This window comes from Pseudomonas sp. OST1909 (assembly GCF_015277575.1).
Classification (GTDB): domain Bacteria; phylum Pseudomonadota; class Gammaproteobacteria; order Pseudomonadales; family Pseudomonadaceae; genus Aquipseudomonas; species Aquipseudomonas synxantha_A.
Genome location: NZ_CP063780.1, coordinates 2,465,011 through 2,484,471, shown reverse-complemented (window position 1 = coordinate 2,484,471; position 19,461 = coordinate 2,465,011). Strand labels below are relative to the sequence as shown.

Annotated in this window: 16 protein-coding genes; 4 read left to right on the top strand and 12 right to left on the bottom strand. The window is 58.6% G+C overall.

All coding sequences use genetic code 11. The features are described from left to right. Positions 1–5 precede the first annotated feature (5 nt). Genes IH404_RS10990 through tssI form a run of 4 tightly spaced genes read right to left on the bottom strand, consistent with a single transcriptional unit; the run spans position 6 to position 5,788 of the window. Complete coding sequence (locus IH404_RS10990) at positions 6–2,150, bottom strand: lipase family protein (RefSeq protein ID WP_005786848.1); 2,145 nt, start codon at positions 2,148–2,150, stop codon at positions 6–8. Positions 2,151–2,164: 14 nt separating this feature from the next. Further along, a complete protein-coding gene (locus IH404_RS10985; RefSeq protein ID WP_005786846.1) occupies positions 2,165–2,944 on the bottom strand; it encodes a hypothetical protein in 780 nt (259 codons plus the stop codon). Then, the gene (locus tag IH404_RS10980; protein WP_005786844.1) at positions 2,937–3,773 is read right to left on the bottom strand and encodes a DUF4123 domain-containing protein; all 837 of its coding nucleotides are present in this window, start codon (positions 3,771–3,773) and stop codon (positions 2,937–2,939) included. The genes IH404_RS10985 and IH404_RS10980 overlap by 8 nt, the downstream gene beginning before the upstream one ends. Then, entirely contained in the window at positions 3,773–5,788 is a 2,016-nt protein-coding gene (gene tssI, locus IH404_RS10975; RefSeq protein WP_005786841.1) for a type VI secretion system tip protein TssI/VgrG, read from the bottom strand. The genes IH404_RS10980 and tssI overlap by 1 nt, the downstream gene beginning before the upstream one ends. Positions 5,789–6,386: 598 nt before the next feature. Here tssI and IH404_RS10970 point away from each other — a divergent pair. Next, the gene (locus IH404_RS10970; RefSeq protein WP_005786838.1) at positions 6,387–7,538 is read left to right on the top strand and encodes an MFS transporter; all 1,152 of its coding nucleotides are present in this window, start codon (positions 6,387–6,389) and stop codon (positions 7,536–7,538) included. Between the two features lies 1 nt (position 7,539). Here the strand turns inward: IH404_RS10970 and IH404_RS10965 are convergent, their stop codons facing one another. The 7 genes from IH404_RS10965 to IH404_RS10935 all read right to left on the bottom strand — a co-directional run bounded on the left by IH404_RS10965 (position 7,540) and on the right by IH404_RS10935 (position 14,745). Beyond that, positions 7,540–8,202 carry a type III secretion effector protein gene (locus tag IH404_RS10965; RefSeq protein WP_232289413.1) on the bottom strand — a complete coding sequence of 221 codons (663 nt, stop codon included), beginning with the start codon at positions 8,200–8,202 and terminating at the stop codon, positions 7,540–7,542. A 419-nt stretch (positions 8,203–8,621) separates the two neighbouring features. Beyond that, on the bottom strand, positions 8,622–8,939 hold the full coding sequence (locus IH404_RS27835; protein WP_005786834.1) for a hypothetical protein: 318 nt from the start codon (positions 8,937–8,939) through the stop codon (positions 8,622–8,624). 140 nt (positions 8,940–9,079) lie between these two features. Continuing rightward, a complete protein-coding gene (locus IH404_RS10955; RefSeq protein ID WP_005786832.1) occupies positions 9,080–10,069 on the bottom strand; it encodes a hypothetical protein in 990 nt (329 codons plus the stop codon). A 225-nt stretch (positions 10,070–10,294) separates the two neighbouring features. Then, positions 10,295–12,700, bottom strand: a complete 2,406-nt coding sequence (locus IH404_RS10950) for a TonB-dependent receptor (protein WP_194440401.1) — start codon at positions 12,698–12,700, stop codon at positions 10,295–10,297. A gap of 97 nt (positions 12,701–12,797) precedes the next feature. Beyond that, a complete protein-coding gene (locus tag IH404_RS10945; protein ID WP_194440400.1) occupies positions 12,798–13,748 on the bottom strand; it encodes a FecR domain-containing protein in 951 nt (316 codons plus the stop codon). 26 nt (positions 13,749–13,774) lie between these two features. Continuing rightward, positions 13,775–14,272 (bottom strand): sigma-70 family RNA polymerase sigma factor, encoded by a 498-nt coding sequence (locus IH404_RS10940; RefSeq protein ID WP_005786827.1) that lies wholly within the window; start codon positions 14,270–14,272, stop codon positions 13,775–13,777. Positions 14,273–14,370: 98 nt separating this feature from the next. Next, positions 14,371–14,745, bottom strand: a complete 375-nt coding sequence (locus IH404_RS10935; RefSeq protein ID WP_087945280.1) for a cytochrome c — start codon at positions 14,743–14,745, stop codon at positions 14,371–14,373. A gap of 198 nt (positions 14,746–14,943) precedes the next feature. Here IH404_RS10935 and IH404_RS10930 point away from each other — a divergent pair, with 198 nt between their 5' ends. From IH404_RS10930 to IH404_RS10920, 3 genes are read left to right on the top strand one after another with little or no spacing between them, the layout of a single operon-like run. Then, entirely contained in the window at positions 14,944–15,744 is an 801-nt protein-coding gene (locus tag IH404_RS10930; protein ID WP_005786823.1) for a glucose 1-dehydrogenase, read from the top strand. Next, positions 15,737–17,563: a glycoside hydrolase family 15 protein gene (locus IH404_RS10925; RefSeq protein WP_005786821.1), complete on the top strand. Its 1,827-nt coding sequence runs from the start codon at positions 15,737–15,739 to the stop codon at positions 17,561–17,563. Before IH404_RS10930 ends, IH404_RS10925 begins: the two co-directional genes overlap by 8 nt. Further along, positions 17,551–18,462: an alpha/beta hydrolase gene (locus tag IH404_RS10920; protein ID WP_194440399.1), complete on the top strand. Its 912-nt coding sequence runs from the start codon at positions 17,551–17,553 to the stop codon at positions 18,460–18,462. Before IH404_RS10925 ends, IH404_RS10920 begins: the two co-directional genes overlap by 13 nt. Here IH404_RS10920 and IH404_RS10915 read toward each other — a convergent pair. Next, positions 18,448–19,416 (bottom strand): helix-turn-helix domain-containing protein, encoded by a 969-nt coding sequence (locus IH404_RS10915; RefSeq protein ID WP_194440398.1) that lies wholly within the window; start codon positions 19,414–19,416, stop codon positions 18,448–18,450. The genes IH404_RS10920 and IH404_RS10915 overlap by 15 nt on opposite strands. Positions 19,417–19,461 lie beyond the last annotated feature (45 nt).

The following is a 19,461-nucleotide window of genomic DNA, read 5'->3' as shown; positions in this document are numbered from 1 at the left end:
GGTGGCTAGACGATGGAGTCGATATCCAGTGTTTGCGCCCTTGCCAGATCATCGTGGGAAGGCGGTGGGATGCTGGCAAATTGAGCAGGCTCGCGATTCTCACGGTGGCTGAACCAGCGTTTGAGGCTGGCTTGCAGGTGCGCGGCCCCCGCATGACTGCCGTAGACATCGCGGGCTTGAAGGCGGCGCCAGCGCAGGCTGGCCAGACGCTCGCGACTGGTATGTAAACGGTCGATCTCGGCGTTCAAGGCATCGCTGGTTTCATGGCTGCGATCATTGGCAGGGCGTCGATGGGCGAACTCACGCCGTTTGGCCCGCAGTTGCGCGCGCATGTCCTCAAGCGCCTGGTCGAGCAGCTCAAACTCCCTTGGAGTCACCAAGGGGCCTTGGCTATCCAGGGTTTGTTGCCAGCGGCGCAATGTAGCCCAGGCCGCGGGGATGTAGCTGGTGGTCATGAAGTGTTGACCGGACTGAAAAAGCTGCCTCAATAGATTGTCTCGGTCGGGCATGTCGCCCTGCAGTTGCAATGCGCGATTACAACCTGCCTCTTCGATGGACTCACAGCCCGGCTTCCATAACACCGAAGAATGGGTGCCGTCCGGGAGCGTGATCGGCATGAAGTGATGTTGTTCACCATGATGTTGATAGGGGTTGCCCCCCATGCGCACCAACCCGGCGGCGAACAACAGGCCACCGGGTGCAGGAGCACTGAATAACGTGATGGCCCCGGGTATCCAGAGTTTGGCGGTGGTGTTCATCCACGGGGCGGGGACACTAGGCACGGGGTCGTTGTGATTGACGATGCGGTGGTGGACCAGTGATGAAGCGCCGGCAGTGAATTCGGAGTCAGCGGCACGGGGCGCCCCATAGGTGTAAAGGAGGATGTTGTAGTGGGCGTCCGGCGTTCGGCGCAGTCCTTCGGCCAACAGCAATGCAATGGCGCCGCCAAGGCTGTGGCCGCAAATTACAATGCGCTGGCCGGTGTGAAACCTAGCAAGATAACCGAGTATGAAATTTTGCATGGCCCGAAACGCTTGATAAAACCCGAGATGCGCTTTACCAACACCCTCAACAAGGGAGACCTGATGGGCATCCGCATCACGCAAGACGTCGGCGCCGCTAGCCGTGCCACGCACAGCGATGAGAACAACCTCATTGTGATGACAGATGAATGCTTGAGTATCCGTACCAGACTCAACATCGTTAAAAAAATGAAGTCGCTCTGGGTGTTCAGGACTACCCAAGGTGTCACCCTGTCCGTACAACGCGGGATCAAAAGGCAAAATCTCAAATCGACGTGAATAGGCCACCTCTTCATACACTGGGAAAAAACGCTGTACTTGCTCTGAGTCGAATCTCCACGCTTCCTTGTAGCAAGACAGGTATTCGACAAATAAATTTCCGATACTTGGATCCAGTGGAAAGCTGACCTTATCCTCAGGCGCTGTCGAGGGTTCTTGACCAAACTCGCAGTAACTTAATGTAGCCATTAAAGCCAATTGGTAAAGATTTAAAGCACAAAATTGATCATGTATTGAAATGGCGGGGCGTAACGCTCGCAGAGGACGAACCTCCAACACCGTAAACCTCTTGGGAAACAGTACCAATCCATTGGAAGATAGTTCTGGAGGCCCAAACCCAAGGTCTGCCATCAATTTTTGCACATGCCGCCTTGGGTGGCGGGTTTGCGACGATCGTGGCGGCAGGTGAGCGCTATGTCGAACCAGATCACTCACTTCAACTTGATAAAAATGATCTGCATTCTGCCGTGCAGGATTATTTTCGCCATGCTGATCGTGGCTAACAAGAAAATGTGTTTGCTCGGCACGTACTTGAAGCTCAGTGATAGGCAAAGCGTAAAAGGATCGCGACATCAGCGACTGATAAAGCTCCTCCTGTCCCGAATACCGCTCCTCCATCACAAGGATTACGGGGCCACAGGAAAAATCCGCCACTCTGGCGAAACCCTCCCCGTTCAACCGACCTCTGTACTGTTGCCCCGCACCATCATAGATTGTGTAAGGCAGCCCCCCATAACCCTTACCACTCCCGGTTTCATCCACTAAGCAAAACGTCAACCAATGCCCTTTCAATGGGCAAGCAGGCATCCTGTCGTTGAAGAACTGCTGCTTCCATGCATCGTGTTCCATGAGTTTCCTCCTTATTAATCACAGGTCGGATAAATACTGCAAAGGCGCCCATCTGGCATTTTGAAAGCCTTGAAGTCAGAGACATTGCCACGACAAAATGCAAACATATCCTCCTGACTTTCGCCCTTGCAGCGCTTCCAGCCACCCGACACTTTTACCCAGTTATCCTCCACGGCTGGCAACTCATCTTCGGTTAATGCAAGCACCATTCTCAATGTCTTCCCGGACAATCCGCTACGAGAAACATGTCCGCCGGCTCGTACCTTCGTGGGCTGTCCACTTGCATTCAACGAATTACATCGAAGCACCTTGATAACGGCATGTTCAGGGCCAACAGTACGAAATAACCATTGGCATTGCCCAGGGAGCTCTTGAGGCCGAGTACCAAGCACTGAAAATATGCCAGGTCCTTGATTATCCAGAAAATAGATAGCCGCATAATCCCGCCCGATATCCGACCAGCGCGTGCCCCACGTCGCATTAATTGCAAACACAAGTTTGCGTAAAACAAGCGGGCAGCCTTCCACCTGTTGTGTTAATGGCACATCAAAACTCACTCTATTTGCCACTGACTTGCTGGCAGCCTTGAATATCTTCAGATTCGGACGTTTACCGCCTCGCCGGGTCAGCTCGCACATTTCTCCCGATGCTGGTGTGTATGACGCATCGCCAACAAGGCTGAATTGCGCCGGCAAATCCACCTCCAATGTAAAACTATCCACCACCCGCCCCGCGCACCCCGGAATCCCCGCCCCCCCAAGAACAAGCAACACCGCTGCCATCCACCTATTCATCGTTTTCCACCTCCCTGTGCCACTGCTCCACGACCCGTTCAAAATGCACTTCAGGTGTTTCCCCAGCCCGAGGCGGCCAATGAATAACGCTGCTTCGGATCGTCTCTTCCAACCGGCGCACCACCAGGAACGCCAACTGCTCGGGGCTGCGCCATTGCCAGGTCCGCGCCTGTTCCAGTATTTGGCTGAGCCAGACCCTGGGGTCCTGGAATTCGACCAATGCCGCCAGGTCCTCACTGTGCTCCGCGAGCAGATAACGCAGGATATTGGCGTGCAGGATGGCTTCGGCCTGTGGGTTTGGCGTATCCAGCCAGGGCGCTGGATCCGGTGCCGAGTAATCGCCCGGAGCAGGGTTTTCGCTTTGGTGCCAGCGCCCTTCATGCCAATAGCACACGCTGACCAGCGGCCCGAGATAGACCGGCCAGTGCTCCTTTGATAGATGGAGCAAGGCGCGGGCCAGGGTGCGGTTGTCGTGAATACGATAGAGCGCCCGCTGCCCCGTCGGCCCCACCAGCAGCCTGTCGCGCCAATGTCGCGTTGCACCCGCCAAGTCGGCAGCGGATAGGCTAAAGAGCCATCCCCAGTTCGACTCGGGATGTTGCAGCAGGTCGATCAGTGCGGGCTCGTTCATTTGTTCCAGCAATAGGATCAGCGGGCCAGAACTCGCCAACTGCGCCGCATCGGTCTCGCTGTAGAGGTTGCAATAACGCGACAGATCGCGCCCTGCCAGCAGCGGTTGGCTAGCCTCATGACTCCCCTCAAGCATCAGGCATAGGTGGTAGCCTTGTTGCTGCTGTCGGGCCATCCATCGAGTGACCAGACTGTCCATCAAGCTGCCCTCCCCGCAATATCGTACTGACCTTCGCGGCAGCATTCGCACAGCGGGCAAAAGTCCGCACCCAGTTTTTTAGCCAAATCCATGATGACGCCTTGCGCTGCAGAAATTTGCGCGCCGGCAACTGGCGGGGGCGTTACCGAGCGCGTTGCGGACGGTGAACCGCCCAGGATGATGGGCCGGCTGCTGAAAATACCGCCGGCCTGAATCAGCAGGTGCTCTCCGCCAGCCTTCAGGCTCAGTTGCGCACCCGCATCAATCACCAGGTTGGCACCAGCCTTGAGATGAACCTGTTGTCCGGCTTCGATCACCAGGGTCTGAGCAACACGGGTCAGGCTATCGCCCTGTACGTCGAGGTGGTCGTGCGCCTCGAGCACAACCTTGCGAGCACCAAGAACATGGCGACGCTCCTCACTTTCCAACCGAACCGTACTGGTTCCCCGAATGACTTCATGCCGTTCCCCTGCCACTTCCAGGCGGCTGTCATGCCCCACCCGTTGTTCCAGATCACGCTGGGCGCGCAGGTAGATGAGCTCTTCGCCACTGCGGTCTTCCAGATGCAGCTCATTGCCACCGCTACCGCCTGGGGAACTACGGCTGCGCAGTACCGTGCGTGTCTTGTGCTGTGGCAAGGGGTAAGCCGGCAAGTGCAACGCATTGGGCAAACAGCCGTTGACCAAAGGTTGGTCCGGGTCGCCTTCCAGGAAGCTCACCAGCACTTCCATGCCTACCCTGGGAATGACCAGCGCGCCAAATCCGTCACCGGCCCAGCCCGAAGTCACCCGCAGCCAACAGCTGCTCGTATCGTCGTTTTTGTCCAGGCGATCCCAATGAAAGCGCACCTTCACCCGGCCATAGGCATCGCAATGCACGTCCTCTCCAACGGGCCCGGTTACCGTTGCGGTCTGGCTGCTACTGATCGTCGGCTTGGGGTGCTTGAGGGCCGGGCGATGTACTGCGCGCCAGGGGGTTGCAGTGAATCGGTTGCGATAGCCCTGAAACCCGCTGGCCTCGAATGCCGACTCTTCCAACACCTGCGGCTGGCAGCCCTCATGACGCACCGACGTCAGCAACCATAAGTCATTGCAGGCTGGATCCGGGTGACCGCACAGTTCAAGAAAGTGACCACTGCGTAACGCGGGTTGATCGCTTTTGCCCAACACCCGATGGCGATCACGCTGATGGCGCTCCAGGCCACGTCGCGCCAGTTGCGCCCCCCGGGCACGGCCGGTGAAACCACCGGGGCATTCATAGTCTTCCCATGGTTCTGCCGTTTTGGCACCGGCCTGTTCTTGCAGGCAAAACGAAGGATGCTCAAAGTCATAGTCTCGACGCACGGTTCGCTGACTGCGTGCTTGCAAACGCCGGTCGAAGCGCTGGACCACCCGGGCCTCGAGCGCCGGATCACCCGACGAGCAATAACGCTGCACCGCCAGCCGTCGAAATACCGTCTGGTCGTCACCGAATACCAGCAGATGGTTATCCACGCTGTGGCGAAAATGGTAGTGAATACCCTCCTCTTCACACAGCCGCTGTATAAAGTGCAGGTCGGATTCCCTGTACTGCACGCAAAACACCCGCGGTGGATACACCACCGGTCCAAGCTCGAAGGCATAGGCGTCGGCAAGGATCCCGTGGTGTTCAAGGACCGTTGCAATGATCTGCGGCACGCTGCGTTGCTGGAATATCCGCTGGTCGCGACGATGGGCAAGGCAGGCCAGGCGCGGGGCGAGGGTCAGGTGATAACGGGTGAGCCGCACGCCAGGGTCATCTCGACCGATGGCGTAGACCTGCCCATGCAGCCCCTGCTCCGCTTCGCCAAAGTCCAGATAGGCGGGTTGATGAAGAAGCGCCTCCAAATCGAAGGAAGGGTCTTCGCTGACCAGTTGCACATGTATGAAGTAAGGCTGATCGAGGGCTTCAGTGCCTTTGAATGCCACTACCTGAAAGTCTGTGGTTATGCCTGGAAGAACCAATTTGAAACGTGACGAAACAAACGCGTTAACCATCCTTTGTTACCCGCCATCAACTTTTCAACTGAACGACTCCCCCTCGCCAATACCTGATGGATTGCGAAAAAAAGCACCTGAACAGCCTAAAGCTTAGCGATTTCCCGCGCTTTTCGGCGCTTACCCAATAAAAAAGAAGTTTCGTACACCGAAGATGGAAGTGTCGCTTATAAAGCAAGACATACAGCCAATGAGCCATCTAAGAACAACAAGAAAACTCTTACGCGAGTTTATATCTGAATAACCAAGTTCAGAAGAAACAGCTGACATCTGCCCACCAACGTTATCGGACAGGGGAAGCGTATTACAGAACCTCCAACCTGTGGGAAGTGGACTGGAAAGTGGTAATCCGTCGCAAGAAACCTGGGGTTCAGCCACCCTCACGAGGATTACGCACCTTCCAGACCACCGCCTACAGGTTCAATCACTCCTGTGTGGTTATCAGCCACCAAAGCGTTCCGGCCCTGTAAAAAAATAATTTTCTCAATCCGTATTTTTAATCCCGAACGCGGAGGGAACCCGGCTCGCTCCAGAGGGCCTGATGTGCAAGGATGTAACACTGAACATCGCTCGATGAACGCAAAACCAAGGACTTTTCATGACTGCCATCCCCACCCCTGCGCCCGTAATTCCCGGGCGGCTGGAGCAGATGTCGACGCGCATCGCTTTCTTTATCGCTGGCTTCGGTATCGCCGCCTGGGCGCCGTTGGTGCCGTATGCCAAAGCGCGCGCCGATCTGAATGAAGGCACGCTTGGCCTGCTGCTGTTGTGCCTGGGAGTTGGCTCGATCATCGCGATGCCGGCAGCAGGCGCCTTGGCATCGCGCTACGGCTGCCGTCGCGTGCTGACCGCGGGGACGCTCATGATCTGCCTGGCCCTGCCGATGCTGGCCACGGTCAGTTCGATCCCGTTGTTGATCGCAGGGTTGTTCCTGTTCGGCGCGGGCTTGGGCACCGTGGATTCCACCGTCAATCTGCAAGCGGTGATTGTCGAGCGCGCCAGTGGTAAAACCATGATGTCGGGCTTCCATGGTTTGTTCAGCCTGGGGGGCATCGTCGGCGCAGCGGGGGTTGCCGGGTTGCTGGGCCTGGGCCTGTCGCCACTTGAGGCGACGCTGGTAGTAGTGGTTATCATGGTTGTGGCGCTGCTCAAGGCCGCACCGCACCTCCTGCCTTATGGCAGTGAAAGCTCCGGCCCGGCGTTTGCGGTGCCACATGGAGTGGTGTTGTTTATCGGTTGCCTGTGTTTCATCGTGTTCCTGGCCGAAGGTGCCGTGCTGGATTGGAGTGCTGTATTCCTCAGTGCCGAGCGCGGCCTGGATGAAGCTTACGCCGGCCTTGGCTACGCGGCATTTGCCTTGACCATGACCGCTGGGCGTTTGACCGGTGATGCCATTGTCCGACGCCTGGGGGCAACGCGAGTGATCGTGATCGGGGGCACCTTGGCGTGTGTCGGCCTGCTCATCGCGACGCTATTACCCGCCTGGGAAACTGCATTGCTTGGATACGCATTGGTGGGTGCCGGGTGTTCGAATATCGTGCCGGTGCTGTATACCGCCGTCGGCAAACAAAAGGTCATGCCGGAGCATATTGCGGTGCCGGCCATCACCACGCTCGGTTATGCCGGCATTCTCGCCGGCCCTGCGGTGATCGGTTTTATCGCCCATGGCAGCAGCCTGAGCACCGCCTTTGTATTGATAGCAGTGTTGCTGGCGGCCGTGGCCATCAGCGGCAAAATCCTCAAGGTATAAGTCAGCGCGCTTTGCGAGCATCGTCCTGCTCCCGCCAGCGCTCGAGGCTTTTGTTGCTCAGCCACCCCTCTTTGTGGGGGGGCCCAAACAGTCGCGTGCCGTTGGCACGTTCCAATGAGGGCAGCAAACCTGGGCGTTCGAAAATGTTCTTCGCCGTGTAGACACACAACTCACTGTATTGGGGCCTGGGCATGCCGGTAGACGTGTCCAGTACAGGGCTGCCCTGCTGATCAACTTCGTAAGGGTCCTGCATGACCGCCTTGAGCTTGGCAATCTCAACGTACTGGTGTTGTTCGAACAGGAAGGTGCGATCCATTGTCTTGTCTCTCAACTGTTCAAACTGGCTTTGCAGCGCTTGCACCACTTGCGCGTTGCCATGGGTATGAAACGGATCCTGGCTGAACACACTCGCCGAGCTGTTGCCATGCAAAGCCTGGGCTGCCGCACTGAGGCTGTCACGCGTGATATCGCCGTCGCGGCTGAAGATGGTGTCGCTTAACCGCGCACGCTTGAGAATTTCCCTGACGACCTGAATGACGCCGTCCAGTGCCTCGTTTTCACCCATGGGTTGAGCGGCGATCCGCTGCAATGACATCCAGGTCAAGCGCCCCTCATTAAGGAAGGGGTGCAACAGACCAAAGGCTTTTTCAAGGGCCTTTGCCAATTGCTTGTCCGTTGAAGTTTCACCCGGCAAGGAACTGCTCGCCCGTTCAGCGGGGAAGTTCTGCAGGTCTCGATGACTTAGAGCGGATAACGTTCCGCGCAAAAGAGTGGGCTGGCGAGAGATTCCTCGCTCCGACACGCAAGAGGCTTCCTGCCAAGTGACCGGTGATAGCGACGTTGCTCGCGCGGCTGATCCGCCAGGGGCGAGAGGCCGACCGGGAGGTAGTACACCCTCGATTTTCATGGGTTTTCTCCAACTCTATTCAGATGCATATCCGCTTGGTGACCTGTGTCGGAATGACAAGATCAACGAATGGATTCCACTCGGACAAGCACCTCATGTGTGGTTGGAGGGAGACGGCAGTTCCGGATGAGTAGCGAATACCAATGACAATATGTAAAAGCCCAGGCGAGGCAGCATCAACCTGACTTTCGACTACGCCACCACGTCGTCAGGCTATTGATCAGCCCGGTGCTTTTCAGTGAATCGGCGCGGGCCACTGGAACCTGGCGGTCAGCCAACATGCCCCGGGAAAAATCATCCGCAACGGGCGCCTGAAATTTTCGCTCGCCGGCAAACGCTTTCATGCGGCGGGCTTGGGCCACATATTCCTGCGCTGCAGTGGGCATACCTTCTGATACTCCGCCCTTGTCGGAGAGCGAAGGTTTTACTTGCTGGTTGTTTTGCAGAAGTTCAAGGCGGCAGGATTGGGAGGAATTAAACGAAGTTGAAGTCATGTGTTTTCCCTCAGGCGAAATCTGAAAAGCGGTGGGCCGATGCACCACCGCAGTTACCACCTATGTGGCAAATAAGCGTAAGCCGTTCCTTAAATAATTTAATCAGGCGCCGTTTTCGCAGCGCAGCGCCTGAAAGTGGGTTATTGCGACAGTAAGGCCAATGCTTTGCGACGGATCTTTCCATCACCGTCGGCACTGACGAGGTTATCCATCAGTTTGAGCAGGTCGCCCCGTTTCATGACTGCCTGGGCCAATTGGATCAGGTGATCCTTGGCTGCATCGCCCGTGAGCTCCTGACTTGCAAGTTTCCTCAAGTCTTTGAATTTCAGGTGTGGCCCGCCGCTCCCATCCTTGAGTTCATCGAAATGCTCGAGCATTTCAGCGGCCAATTCCTTGTCAGTCTTGTACTTGAAGTAGTTATCTCCCTGGATAACCGCGTTCAGGCTTTTCCAATCAATAAGATCATTCAACGCACCGGTGCGACCGTCCCGGTCAAGCGCCGCCATCAGTTCCGGACGTCGCAGCAGCTCATTGGCCAAGCGGGTGTTTTCCCTCATGACCGGGTTAGGTGACCATCCTCGTTTCGCCATCGCAAGAATGCTGTCAACGCTGATAGACCCAGGGTTATTTGGATCTCTAAACGCGTTGAAACTGTCGCGCAATTGCTGCGCCAACTCTTCGTTACTCTTTAATGAGTATTGCGGGTCCGGCCTGCCGGGGGCGACCGGATAAGGCCTACCCCCTGCGGTAGGGTCGGGGCGCGGCGGTGGATTGCTTGCCCCGGGGTTGGGCCTTGGCGGCGGGTTGCTGCAGCCCGGATGCATGGGCGGCCGATGCCCCAGGAACCAATGACTGAGCCAGCGCTTGAGTTGGCTCAGTAAGTGATGCAGCCCGGGAGGGTTGTGTTGATGGCCAAGCACATCAGCCGCGGTTGTTGCCGGCTGATGGTGATCGAACACCGGCCCGGCCTTGTTTTCCGCGCTCGGGAAGTTGACATGGGCAGCTCGCTGATCATTGAAAGAAGGCGCAGCAGGGGCCTCGCGAGTGTGTTTGACGACGGCCTTGCCAGTGACTTGTGAAAGGTCTGGCGTTTTTGAAGCAGAGACGGATGTATCCATCGATACCGACATAGGTTTCTCCATTGCAGTAGGCGCGATTTTCAGCTTGTCGCTCCAACACAGTGTCGAAGCCCATCAGCTTTCCCATGTGTGGTTTTGTGTCGGAAACAGTTCCTGACGCAGCAACAGTATGTGCTTTGGCGGTGTAGGAAACACATCAGGCAGGCTTGCGTTACGCCTGGCGCAGGCAAAAAAAATCGCAACCCTTGGGCTGCGATTTTTGCCATCCATCGAAGATCAGAATCCAACGCTTGCCTGTACGAAGAACGTGCGTGGCTCGCCCAGGTATATCCCGGCGTTGTTGTCGCTGGAGCGCGTGTAATGTTGCTGGTCGAAGAGATTTTTCACCCCCACGCCAAGTTTCAGGTTCGACAGTTGCGCGCCGAAGTCATAACCGCTGCGCACGTTGACCGAAACATAGCCCGGAATATCACCGTACTGGCCGTCAGCGGTGCCTTGAGTGATATAGGTGGTGCCGGTGCCTGGCGCACGCTGGCCAGACTGGGCATAGACGTCCAGGTTGTGCGTCCAGTGGTTGACATCGTAACGCAGGCCCAGGGTCGCCACTTCACGGGAATACAGCGGCAGATCGCGGCCCTTGAACGGTACGTCGCCCTCGGAGGTGGCCTTGGTGTAGGTAAAGCCGGCGTTGGCGGTCAGGCCGTCGAGGCGCGGGTCAAGATTGGACAGGTCGTAGTGGGCCGACGCTTCGATACCAGCGTGCTTGGTGGCGCCGAGGTTGGTCCAGCCTACGTCATTGCTGACGTATTGCAGTTCATCCGAGAAGTCGATGTAGAACAGCGTCACTTCGCCGCCCCAGATGCTGTCGTTGTAGCGCGTCCCGATCTCGTAGGTCTTGGCTTTTTCCGGGTTCAGACCGTTGGCGGTCTGGTTGCCGGTACCGCCCTGCCCCAACTGGAAATACTGCAAGCTGCCGAAGGAGGTTTCATAGTTGGCGAACAGTTTCCATGCGTCGCTGACGTGGTACATCACGCTCAGGGCCGGTAGCGGTTCATTGTTGTGAATCTCGCGGCGTTTTTCCTCGGTACGCTTGCCGTTCAGGGCCACGACCGGGCGGTCATGCCATTCGGTGCGGATGTCTTCAAAGCGGATGCCCGGCGTGATGGTCCACTGGCCGATGTCGATTTTGTTGTCGATGTAGAACGCGCTGGCTTCGGTGCCGCCGGTGCGGTCTTGATAAACGTGGCCGTCGTTCTGCCCACCTGGCGTGGGTACGTTGTTGACCAGGTTCAAGCTGGTGGCCTGCTCATGCATGCCTTCCTTCAAATAGCGGTAGCCAACGCTGACTTCCTGCGTGCTGGGGCCCACATCGAACACATGAGACACCCGTGGCTCGATGCCGAAGGTGTAGTAGGTGCGTGGGTAGGAACTGAGGGTTTTCAGATCGCGGTTGGCGATGTTGCTGCCTCGGAAGCTGTCGGAATAGTAGGTCAGCACTTCAGCCTGGGTACGGTCGTCGATCTGGCGGATGTACTTGAAGGACACGTCCTTGCGGCGGCCGCTGAAGTTGTCCCAGTCGCGCACCGACTGGTACGGGTTGGCGTCAAACTGCTTCTGGGTCAGGCCACCGGGCATGTCGGCGCTGGCATCGTAATAGTGGAAGTTGAGCGAGAAGTCATCTTGATCAGTCGGCGCCCAGTGGGTCTTGAAGATTACATCGTCAATATCGTTGGAATTGTTGCTGTTGCGATAGCCTTTGCCATTGACCCCGGAGTACAGCAACGCGGCGCCGATGCCGTTGTCGGCGGTGCCGCCGATAAACGCATTTTCGACGTGCTTCCAGCCACCGTGGGCGGACGTTTGCAGGGTGGTGCCGACTTCCCCGGAGAATTTTTCCGGGATGGCGCGGGTCACGAAATTGATCACACCTCCGACGTTCTGTGGGCCATAGCGCACGGACCCGGCACCACGCACGACGTCGATGCTGTCCAGGTTACCGGCGGAAATGGGCGCCATCGACAGTTGCGGTTGGCCGTACGGGGCGAAGGCTGCCGGTACGCCGTCAATCAGCACGGTCGAGCGTGGCGACAGGCGTGAGGTCAAGCCGCGTACACCGACGTTGAGGGAAATATCGCTGCCCCCGGTGCCGTTGGATTCCTGTACCTGCACGCCAGGCACGCGGCGCAATACGTCACCGACGTTCATCGCGCCCTGCTCCACCATGGCTTCGCGGCGCACCACCGTGCGTGCACCCGCATGGTTTTGCACCACGGCGGCATCGGCATCGCCGAGCCAGTCGCCCACCACCTTGATGTCGGTGACGCCCAGTTCCAGCGGCGAGCCAGCTTCGCCAGTGCCGGCGCTCAGCGTGCGCAAGGTTACGGAGCCTGCGTCGATCTGGTAATCCAGCCCACTGCCTTGCAACAATTGGCGCAGGGCTTGTTCAGGCGAGAGGTTGCCATCCACTGCTGGGGCTTGCTTGCCGGCGACCATGTCGGGGCTGAAGAACACTTGCAGGGAGGTCTGCTGGCCCAGTTGGCTCAAGGCTGCGCCCAGGGGCTGGGCGCGAATATGAATGCCTTCGCCAGCCTGTGCGGCAGGCAGCGCGATGCTGACTGCAATAGCCAGGGCGAGAGGCGCCCAGCGGGAGATTTTATTGTTGTGGAGGGCGAGTTTTTTCACGTCGAACCTAGTCCTGTGATCGCAAAAGTGTGCGGCTGTTAATGCAAACCAGTTGCAGTTGCAGGAGAAGACGAATAACGCGAAAAAAACCTGAATGTCAGCGTGAAATAATTTCCTGGCTGCCGTCCGGCAAGGTGCGCAAGGCAACCGGCAGAATATGTGGCAAGGCTTTGAGCAAGGCGTCGGTGTCACTGGCGTTGAACACGCTGGTCAGACGCAGGTTGCCCACCGCTGCCGTGGTGACGCGCAACGGTTGCTCGCGATAGCGCGACACTTCCCGCGCCACTTCGGCCAGGCTAGCGTTGTTGAACACCAGTTTGCCGGTGCGCCATGCGGTCAGCTCTTCAGGGTTTACGGCGTAGGCCGCAGCCACTTCGCCCTGAGTATCGACATGAGTGCCCCGGCCGGCGGTGAGCGTCACGACTTGAGCCGACGCTCGTCCCTGCACCTTGACGGTGCCGGTCTCGACCACCACGCGGGTGCGGTCGTCATCGCGACGCACATCGAAGCGTGTGCCGGTGACCGTCACCTGCCCTGCCCCGGCGGCCACCACGAACGGGCGACTGACGTCGTGCTCGACACTGAACATCGCCTCACCCTGCTTGAGCTCAATGCCCCGCCGACCTTTTTCGTAGTGAACCGCAACCACACTGCGGCTGTTGAGGTCCATCACAGAACCGTCGGGCAAGGCCACCTGGCGCTGCTCGCCCACCCGGGTAGTGAACTCGGCGCTGTACGGCTTGGACTGGCCCAGCCCGCTGAACAAACCCAGGCCCACGGCAATGGCAACCACACCGGCCGCTACCGCATAACGCAGCACCGCGCCACCTCTGGGGCGCTCGGCCGGCGCATCGCACAAAGCCTGCAAACGGGGTTGGGGCAGCAGATCGGTGGCGCTCCACAGCCCTTGCAGCACATCGAATTCATATTGGTGTTCGGGCTGCTCGGCACGCCAGGCCTCGAAACGTCGCCGTTCTTCGGCGTTCAACGGGCCGTCTTGCAGGCGCACAAACCATTGTGCCGCTTCGTCACGGACACGCTTATCCATCGTGGAAGATCCTGTTTCAATGCGGGTCATGGCGCCATTGCATCCAGGCGGTCACGCAGATGCCGCAGGGTGCGGATCATATACTTCTCCACCATGTTTTTAGACAGCCCCAGGCGCACGGCGATTTCCTGCTGGGTGAGCCCCTCGATTTTCTGCCAGATAAAAATCTTGCGACAGTTGAGCGGCAACTCGACCAGGGCCCGCTCGATGGAGTCAGCCAACTGAATCGCGTGCATGTAATGCTCCGGATCACCGCTGTGGGGGGCGTGATCAGCGGCCTGCAACATCAACGCCTCGCGACGTTCTTCGCGCCGGTAGGCGTCCACCGCGATATTGCGCGCGGTTTGATGCAGGTAGGCGCGTGGTTGTGCAACCTCGCTGGCGTGGGACTCGAGCACTCGCACAAAAGTGTCGTGGGTCAGGTCCTCGGCTTGCTGACGGCTCCTCAAGCGGCGCGTCCACGTGCCGATCAACTCTTCGTAGTGCTCGAAAAAGCCTGTTCTGCGGGGCGGCTGAGGAATCATCGCGAAGGCACTGAGGAGGCGGGGCGTGAATAGTAATGTTTCCTATTAAGCAGGGCAATTGCTGTCCATCGGCGGTACGCCCGCCGCACTCAAACCCCTCAACTTTTTGAAATCACACTACTCATGTATTGATGCAGATCGCGGAAATCCTGAACGCTCCACGCGTGCGGCGCTATCTTCACACCGTTGTCCTTCAACGTCTTTGGAATCAGGTTGCCATTTGGGCGAAGTATTATCGACGACACGATCACGCCCGGATAATCATGCAGCCGTTGTTTGAACGCGGCGGTTGTAAGGTCGGGCGTGGGGGGATTGCTTTTTTTAGCCAATGGCCCGGAGGCCTTTATATCGGGGCCATGGCACACGGCGCATCGCTGTAGATAGAGCGTTTTTCCGTTGCTGTTTTCCGCAACGGCCAGTGATGTCTGAGCCAGTGGTAAAACGGCTGATAAGCCAATGAGTAAACGTTTCATCCTTGAGGTGCGTGTCGACATACACATTCCTTTGCTCCATCCCTTATCTTTTGTTTTCAGCATATTACGATAAACCTTTGCCTTGCGCCCCGGCGCTACACCTGCGGCCCACGGCCTGAGCGTACAAACCGCGCGGTGAACTTCCGCTCTACGCCGCCAGTCAGCTGAAAGGACTCTGATAAACACAGTGGGTGGGCGATGCAGATTTCCTTGCAGCAACAAGTAGCTCTGGTCACCGGCGCCAGTTCCGGCATCGGTGCTGGCGCAGCCAAAGCCCTGGCCGACGCGGGCGCGGCGGTAGTGCTTAACTACAACTCCCAGGCGGCCCCCGCCGAGGCCCTTGCCGCACAGATCAATGCCAACGGCGGTCGGGCGCTTGCCATCGGTGGCGATGTGTCCAAGGAGGCCGATGTCGAGCGCCTGTTCGCACAGACCCTCGATGCCTTCGGCCACCTGGATATTCTGGTGGCCAACTCCGGCCTGCAAAAAGACGCCAACCTGGTCGACATGAGCCTCGAGGACTGGAACACCGTGATCGGTGTCAACCTCACCGGGCAGTTCCTCTGTGCCCGAGCGGCGGTGCGTATCTTCAATCGTCAGGGCGTTCGCGAGGGCGTGTCACGAGCGGCCGGCAAAATCATCCATATGAGTTCGGTGCATCAAGTCATTCCGTGGGCCGGGCATGTGAATTATGCAGCGTCCAAGGGCGGCGTTGAGATGCTGATGCGCACCCTCGCCCAGGAAGTCAGCGAGCAACGCATCCGCATCAATGGCATTGCGCCTGGGGCGATTCGCACAGCAATCAACCGCGCAGCCACTGAAGGCGCTGCGGAGAAAGAGTTGCTCAAATTGATTCCTTACGGTCGTGTCGGCGATGTAGAAGATGTGGCCAATGCAGTGGTGTGGCTGGCCAGTGATGCTTCTGATTACGTGGTCGGCAGTACGTTGTTCATCGATGGCGGCATGAGCCTTTATCCGGAGTTTCGCGGCAATGGTTGATCTGAAAAAAGAACCCCAAAGCGCCATCGATGCCCATGGCATCATCGGCGACATGCGCAGTGCCGCACTGGTAAACGACCGTGGCAGCATCGATTTTTTCTGCTGGCCGGAATTCGACAGCCCGTCGATCTTCTGCGCACTGCTCGACACGCCCGACGCCGGCACCTTCCAACTTACCCCGGACCTGCCCAACGCCCGCCGCGAGCAGATCTACCTGCCTGACACCAACGTGCTGCAAACACGCTGGCTGAGTGACGAGGCAGTGGTGGAAATCACCGATCTGCTGGCCGTCAGCGAAGACGTTGACGATTTGCCGCTGCTGATTCGCCGCGTACGGGTAGTCAGTGGCCAGGCAACTCTGCACCTGCGTTGCGCCGTGCGCCACGACTACGCCCGTGCCAAGACCCACACCACAGCCGATGACAGCGGCGTGCTGTTCAGCGCCGACGGTCAGCCCGGCCTGCGCCTGGTAGGCAGCCACCCGCTGACCCTCGAAGAAAATGCCGTCGTATCCCGCTTCACCCTGGCCCAGGACGAGGGCGCTGAATTTGTGCTCGGCGGCCAGGATGATCCGCGGGTGGTCAACGACTGCACGGACCTGTACCTGGAACGCACCCTCAAGTTCTGGCGCGGCTGGATCTCCCAGTCCAATTACCGTGGGCGCTGGCGCGAAATGGTCAACCGCTCGGCCTTGGCGTTGAAGCTTTTGACCTCGCGCAAGCACGGCGCAATCATCGCCGCCGCCACCTTCGGCCTGCCGGAAAGCCCCGGCGGCGAGCGCAACTGGGATTACCGCTATACCTGGATACGCGATGCGTCGTTTACCGTCTACGCGTTCATGCGCCTGGGGTTTGTCGAGGAAGCCAACGCCTATATGCGCTGGCTCAAAGGCAGAGTCAGCGACTGCTGCGGCCAGCCGACCAAAATCAATATTCTCTACGGCATCGACGGTCGCCAGGAGTTGCCGGAAACCACCCTCGATCATTTGCGCGGCCACGGCGACGCCCAACCGGTGCGCGTGGGCAACGAAGCGTTCGACCAGATCCAGCTGGATATCTACGGCGAATTGATGGACGCGGTGTATCTGGTCAACAAGTACGGCGAAGCCATTTCCCACGAAGGCTGGAAACATACGGTGGAAGTGGTCGACCAAGTGTGTGAGATCTGGAACCGCAAAGACGTAGGTATCTGGGAAATGCGCGGCGAGCAACACCACTTTTTGCACTCGCGCCTGATGTGCTGGGTGGCTTTGGACCGAGCTATTCGCCTCGCCTCCAAACGCTCGCTGCCCGCCCCGTTCGCGCGCTGGGACCAGACACGCCAGGCTATCTACGCCGACATCTGGAGCAACTTCTGGAACGAAGAACGCGGGCATTTCGTCCAGCATATCGGCAGTACGGCGCTGGACGGCTCGATGCTGTTGATGCCGCTGGTGCGCTTCGTTGCGGCCACCGACCCGCGCTGGCTGGCGACGCTGGAAGCGATCCAGAAAAGCCTGGTGCGCGACGGCATGGTCTACCGCTACCGCAATGACGACAGCCAGATCGATGGGCTGCAAGGCACAGAAGGCGCATTTGCTGCCTGCTCGTTCTGGTACGTGGAATGCCTGGCCCGCGCCGGACAAGTGGAAAAGGCCCACCTGGAATTCGAACAGCTGCTGCGCTACGCCAACCCGCTGGGGCTGTACGCCGAAGAATTCGACAGCCAGGCTCGGCACTTGGGCAACACACCTCAGGCGTTGAGCCACTTGGCATTGATCAGTGCGGCAACCTTCCTGGACCGCAAACTCAGTGGGGAGAAGACTGTATGGCAACCCTGACGACCCCTGCCCCGCTGTTGTATGCGCGCACGTCCATGCTAGACGTGGCTTATGAGACGCACGGCCCCATCGCGGGCGAGCCGGTGATCCTGCTGCATGGATTCCCTTATGACCCTCGCAGTTATGACGAAATCGCGCCGGTGCTGGCCGAGCGTGGTTATCGGGTGTTGGTCCCGTATTTGCGCGGTTATGGCCCGACGCGGTTTATCAACGACCAGGTCATGCGCTCCGGCCAACAGGCGGCGTTGGCCAAGGACCTGCTGGATTTCATGGATGCGCTGTCCATTAAGCAGGCCACGCTCGCCGGGTATGACTGGGGTGGGCGCGCGGCGTGTATTGTCGCGGCGCTATGGCCCGAGCGGGTACGCGGCTTGGTGACGGGGGACGGTTACAACATCCAGGACATCGCCAAGTCCCTTGAGCCTCGGGCACCGGAAACCGAGCATCGATTGTGGTACCAGTATTACTTCCACACCCAGCGTGGGGTCGACGGTTTGACCGCCAATCGACGAGAGCTGTGTGAGTTGTTATGGCGGCTTTGGTCGCCGACCTGGCGTGAAGGGCCAAGTCTGTATGGCAAGACTGCGCCGTCATTTGATAACCCGGACTTTGTCGCGGTGGTGATCCACTCTTACCGCCATCGTTTCATGTATGCGCCGGGTGATCCCGCGTTGGAGTACATCGAACAGGCGCTGGTGCCCCAACCGGCGATAACGGTGCCCAGCATTTCGTTATGCGGGGCCGACGACGGTGTGGGCCCGCCGCCACTTGAGGATGACGATGTGGAGCACTTCAGCGGTTTTTATCGCCGGCAGGTTTTGCCAGGCATTGGTCATAATGTTTTCCAGGAAGCGCCCCTGGTCACGCTTGAAGCATTGCTGGAACTACTGGAGCGCTGAAAAACGCTCCCGGTAAGCTTGAGGCGTCACTGACAAGGCCCGCACAAAGCTGCGGCGCAAAGTCTCTTCACAGCCAAAACCGCACTGCATGGCGATACGTTTGATGGAGGTCGTGCTGTCTGCCAATTGCCGGCGCGCAGTTTCGACACGGATCAGTTCCACGGCCCGGGCCGGGGTCTGGCCGGTCTCGGCGCGGTAATGGCGCACAAAGCTACGCTCGCTCATGCCAGCCTGGGCCGCAAGGGTGGCGATGTTCAGATCCAGCGTCAGATGGTCGGCGATCCAAGCGTGCAGGTCGGCAAAGCGGCTGTCGCTCTTTTGCAGGGATAACGTCACGCTAAATTGCGACTGACCGCCAGGGCGCTTGAGAAAGACCACCAAGTGGCGCGCCACTTCCAAGGCAATGGCGCGACCCAGGTCATCCTCTACCAGGGCCAGGCACAGGTCGATCCCGGCGGTCACACCAGCAGACGTCCACACGGCGCCCTGCTGGATGAAAATCGGATTGGCCTCCACCGTGAGTGCGGGAAACTTGCGCGCCAGTTCTTCACACCGCGTCCAGTGCGTGGCCACTCGGCAACCATCGAGCAAACCACTGGCGGCCAGCAGAAAGGCCCCGGTGCACACCGAAGCCATGCGCCGGGTGTGCCGGGATTTATCGCGCACCCATTGCACCAGTGTCGGGTCTTCGGCGGCAGCGTACACGCCCCAGCCACCGGCGATCACCAGGGTGTCGCAAGGCGCGTCGATGGCGGGCAGCGGCTCAGCCAGCAGCGCCAGGCCGGCAGAAGTCCTCACCGGTTCAGGCTGAGCGGCGATCACGTTCACCGCGTAGGGCAACGGTAAACCACGTTGGCGCAACAGGTCATTAGCCGACGCAAACACTTGCAGAGGCCCGGTGACATCGAGCACCTGGGCATTTTCAAAAGCGAGTACATGAATAATCTTGGGCATGATTGGCGTGATTAGTGGGTTCAATGGCGTACCCGCCAAAGCCTA

Coding starts and splice junctions, on each gene's coding strand:
- IH404_RS10990 (WP_005786848.1), bottom strand. CDS start 2,150: ATGGAACACGATGCATGGAAGCAGCAGTTCTTCAACGACAGGATGCCT.
- IH404_RS10955 (WP_005786832.1), bottom strand. CDS start 10,069: ATGTCGGTATCGATGGATACATCCGTCTCTGCTTCAAAAACGCCAGAC.
- IH404_RS10985 (WP_005786846.1), bottom strand. CDS start 2,944: ATGAATAGGTGGATGGCAGCGGTGTTGCTTGTTCTTGGGGGGGCGGGG.
- IH404_RS10980 (WP_005786844.1), bottom strand. CDS start 3,773: ATGGACAGTCTGGTCACTCGATGGATGGCCCGACAGCAGCAACAAGGC.
- IH404_RS27835 (WP_005786834.1), bottom strand. CDS start 8,939: ATGACTTCAACTTCGTTTAATTCCTCCCAATCCTGCCGCCTTGAACTT.
- tssI (WP_005786841.1), bottom strand. CDS start 5,788: ATGGTTAACGCGTTTGTTTCGTCACGTTTCAAATTGGTTCTTCCAGGC.
- IH404_RS10945 (WP_194440400.1), bottom strand. CDS start 13,748: ATGGATAAGCGTGTCCGTGACGAAGCGGCACAATGGTTTGTGCGCCTG.
- IH404_RS10935 (WP_087945280.1), bottom strand. CDS start 14,745: ATGAAACGTTTACTCATTGGCTTATCAGCCGTTTTACCACTGGCTCAG.
- IH404_RS10970 (WP_005786838.1), top strand. CDS start 6,387: ATGACTGCCATCCCCACCCCTGCGCCCGTAATTCCCGGGCGGCTGGAG.
- IH404_RS10940 (WP_005786827.1), bottom strand. CDS start 14,272: ATGATTCCTCAGCCGCCCCGCAGAACAGGCTTTTTCGAGCACTACGAA.
- IH404_RS10915 (WP_194440398.1), bottom strand. CDS start 19,416: ATGCCCAAGATTATTCATGTACTCGCTTTTGAAAATGCCCAGGTGCTC.
- IH404_RS10925 (WP_005786821.1), top strand. CDS start 15,737: ATGGTTGATCTGAAAAAAGAACCCCAAAGCGCCATCGATGCCCATGGC.
- IH404_RS10920 (WP_194440399.1), top strand. CDS start 17,551: ATGGCAACCCTGACGACCCCTGCCCCGCTGTTGTATGCGCGCACGTCC.
- IH404_RS10930 (WP_005786823.1), top strand. CDS start 14,944: ATGCAGATTTCCTTGCAGCAACAAGTAGCTCTGGTCACCGGCGCCAGT.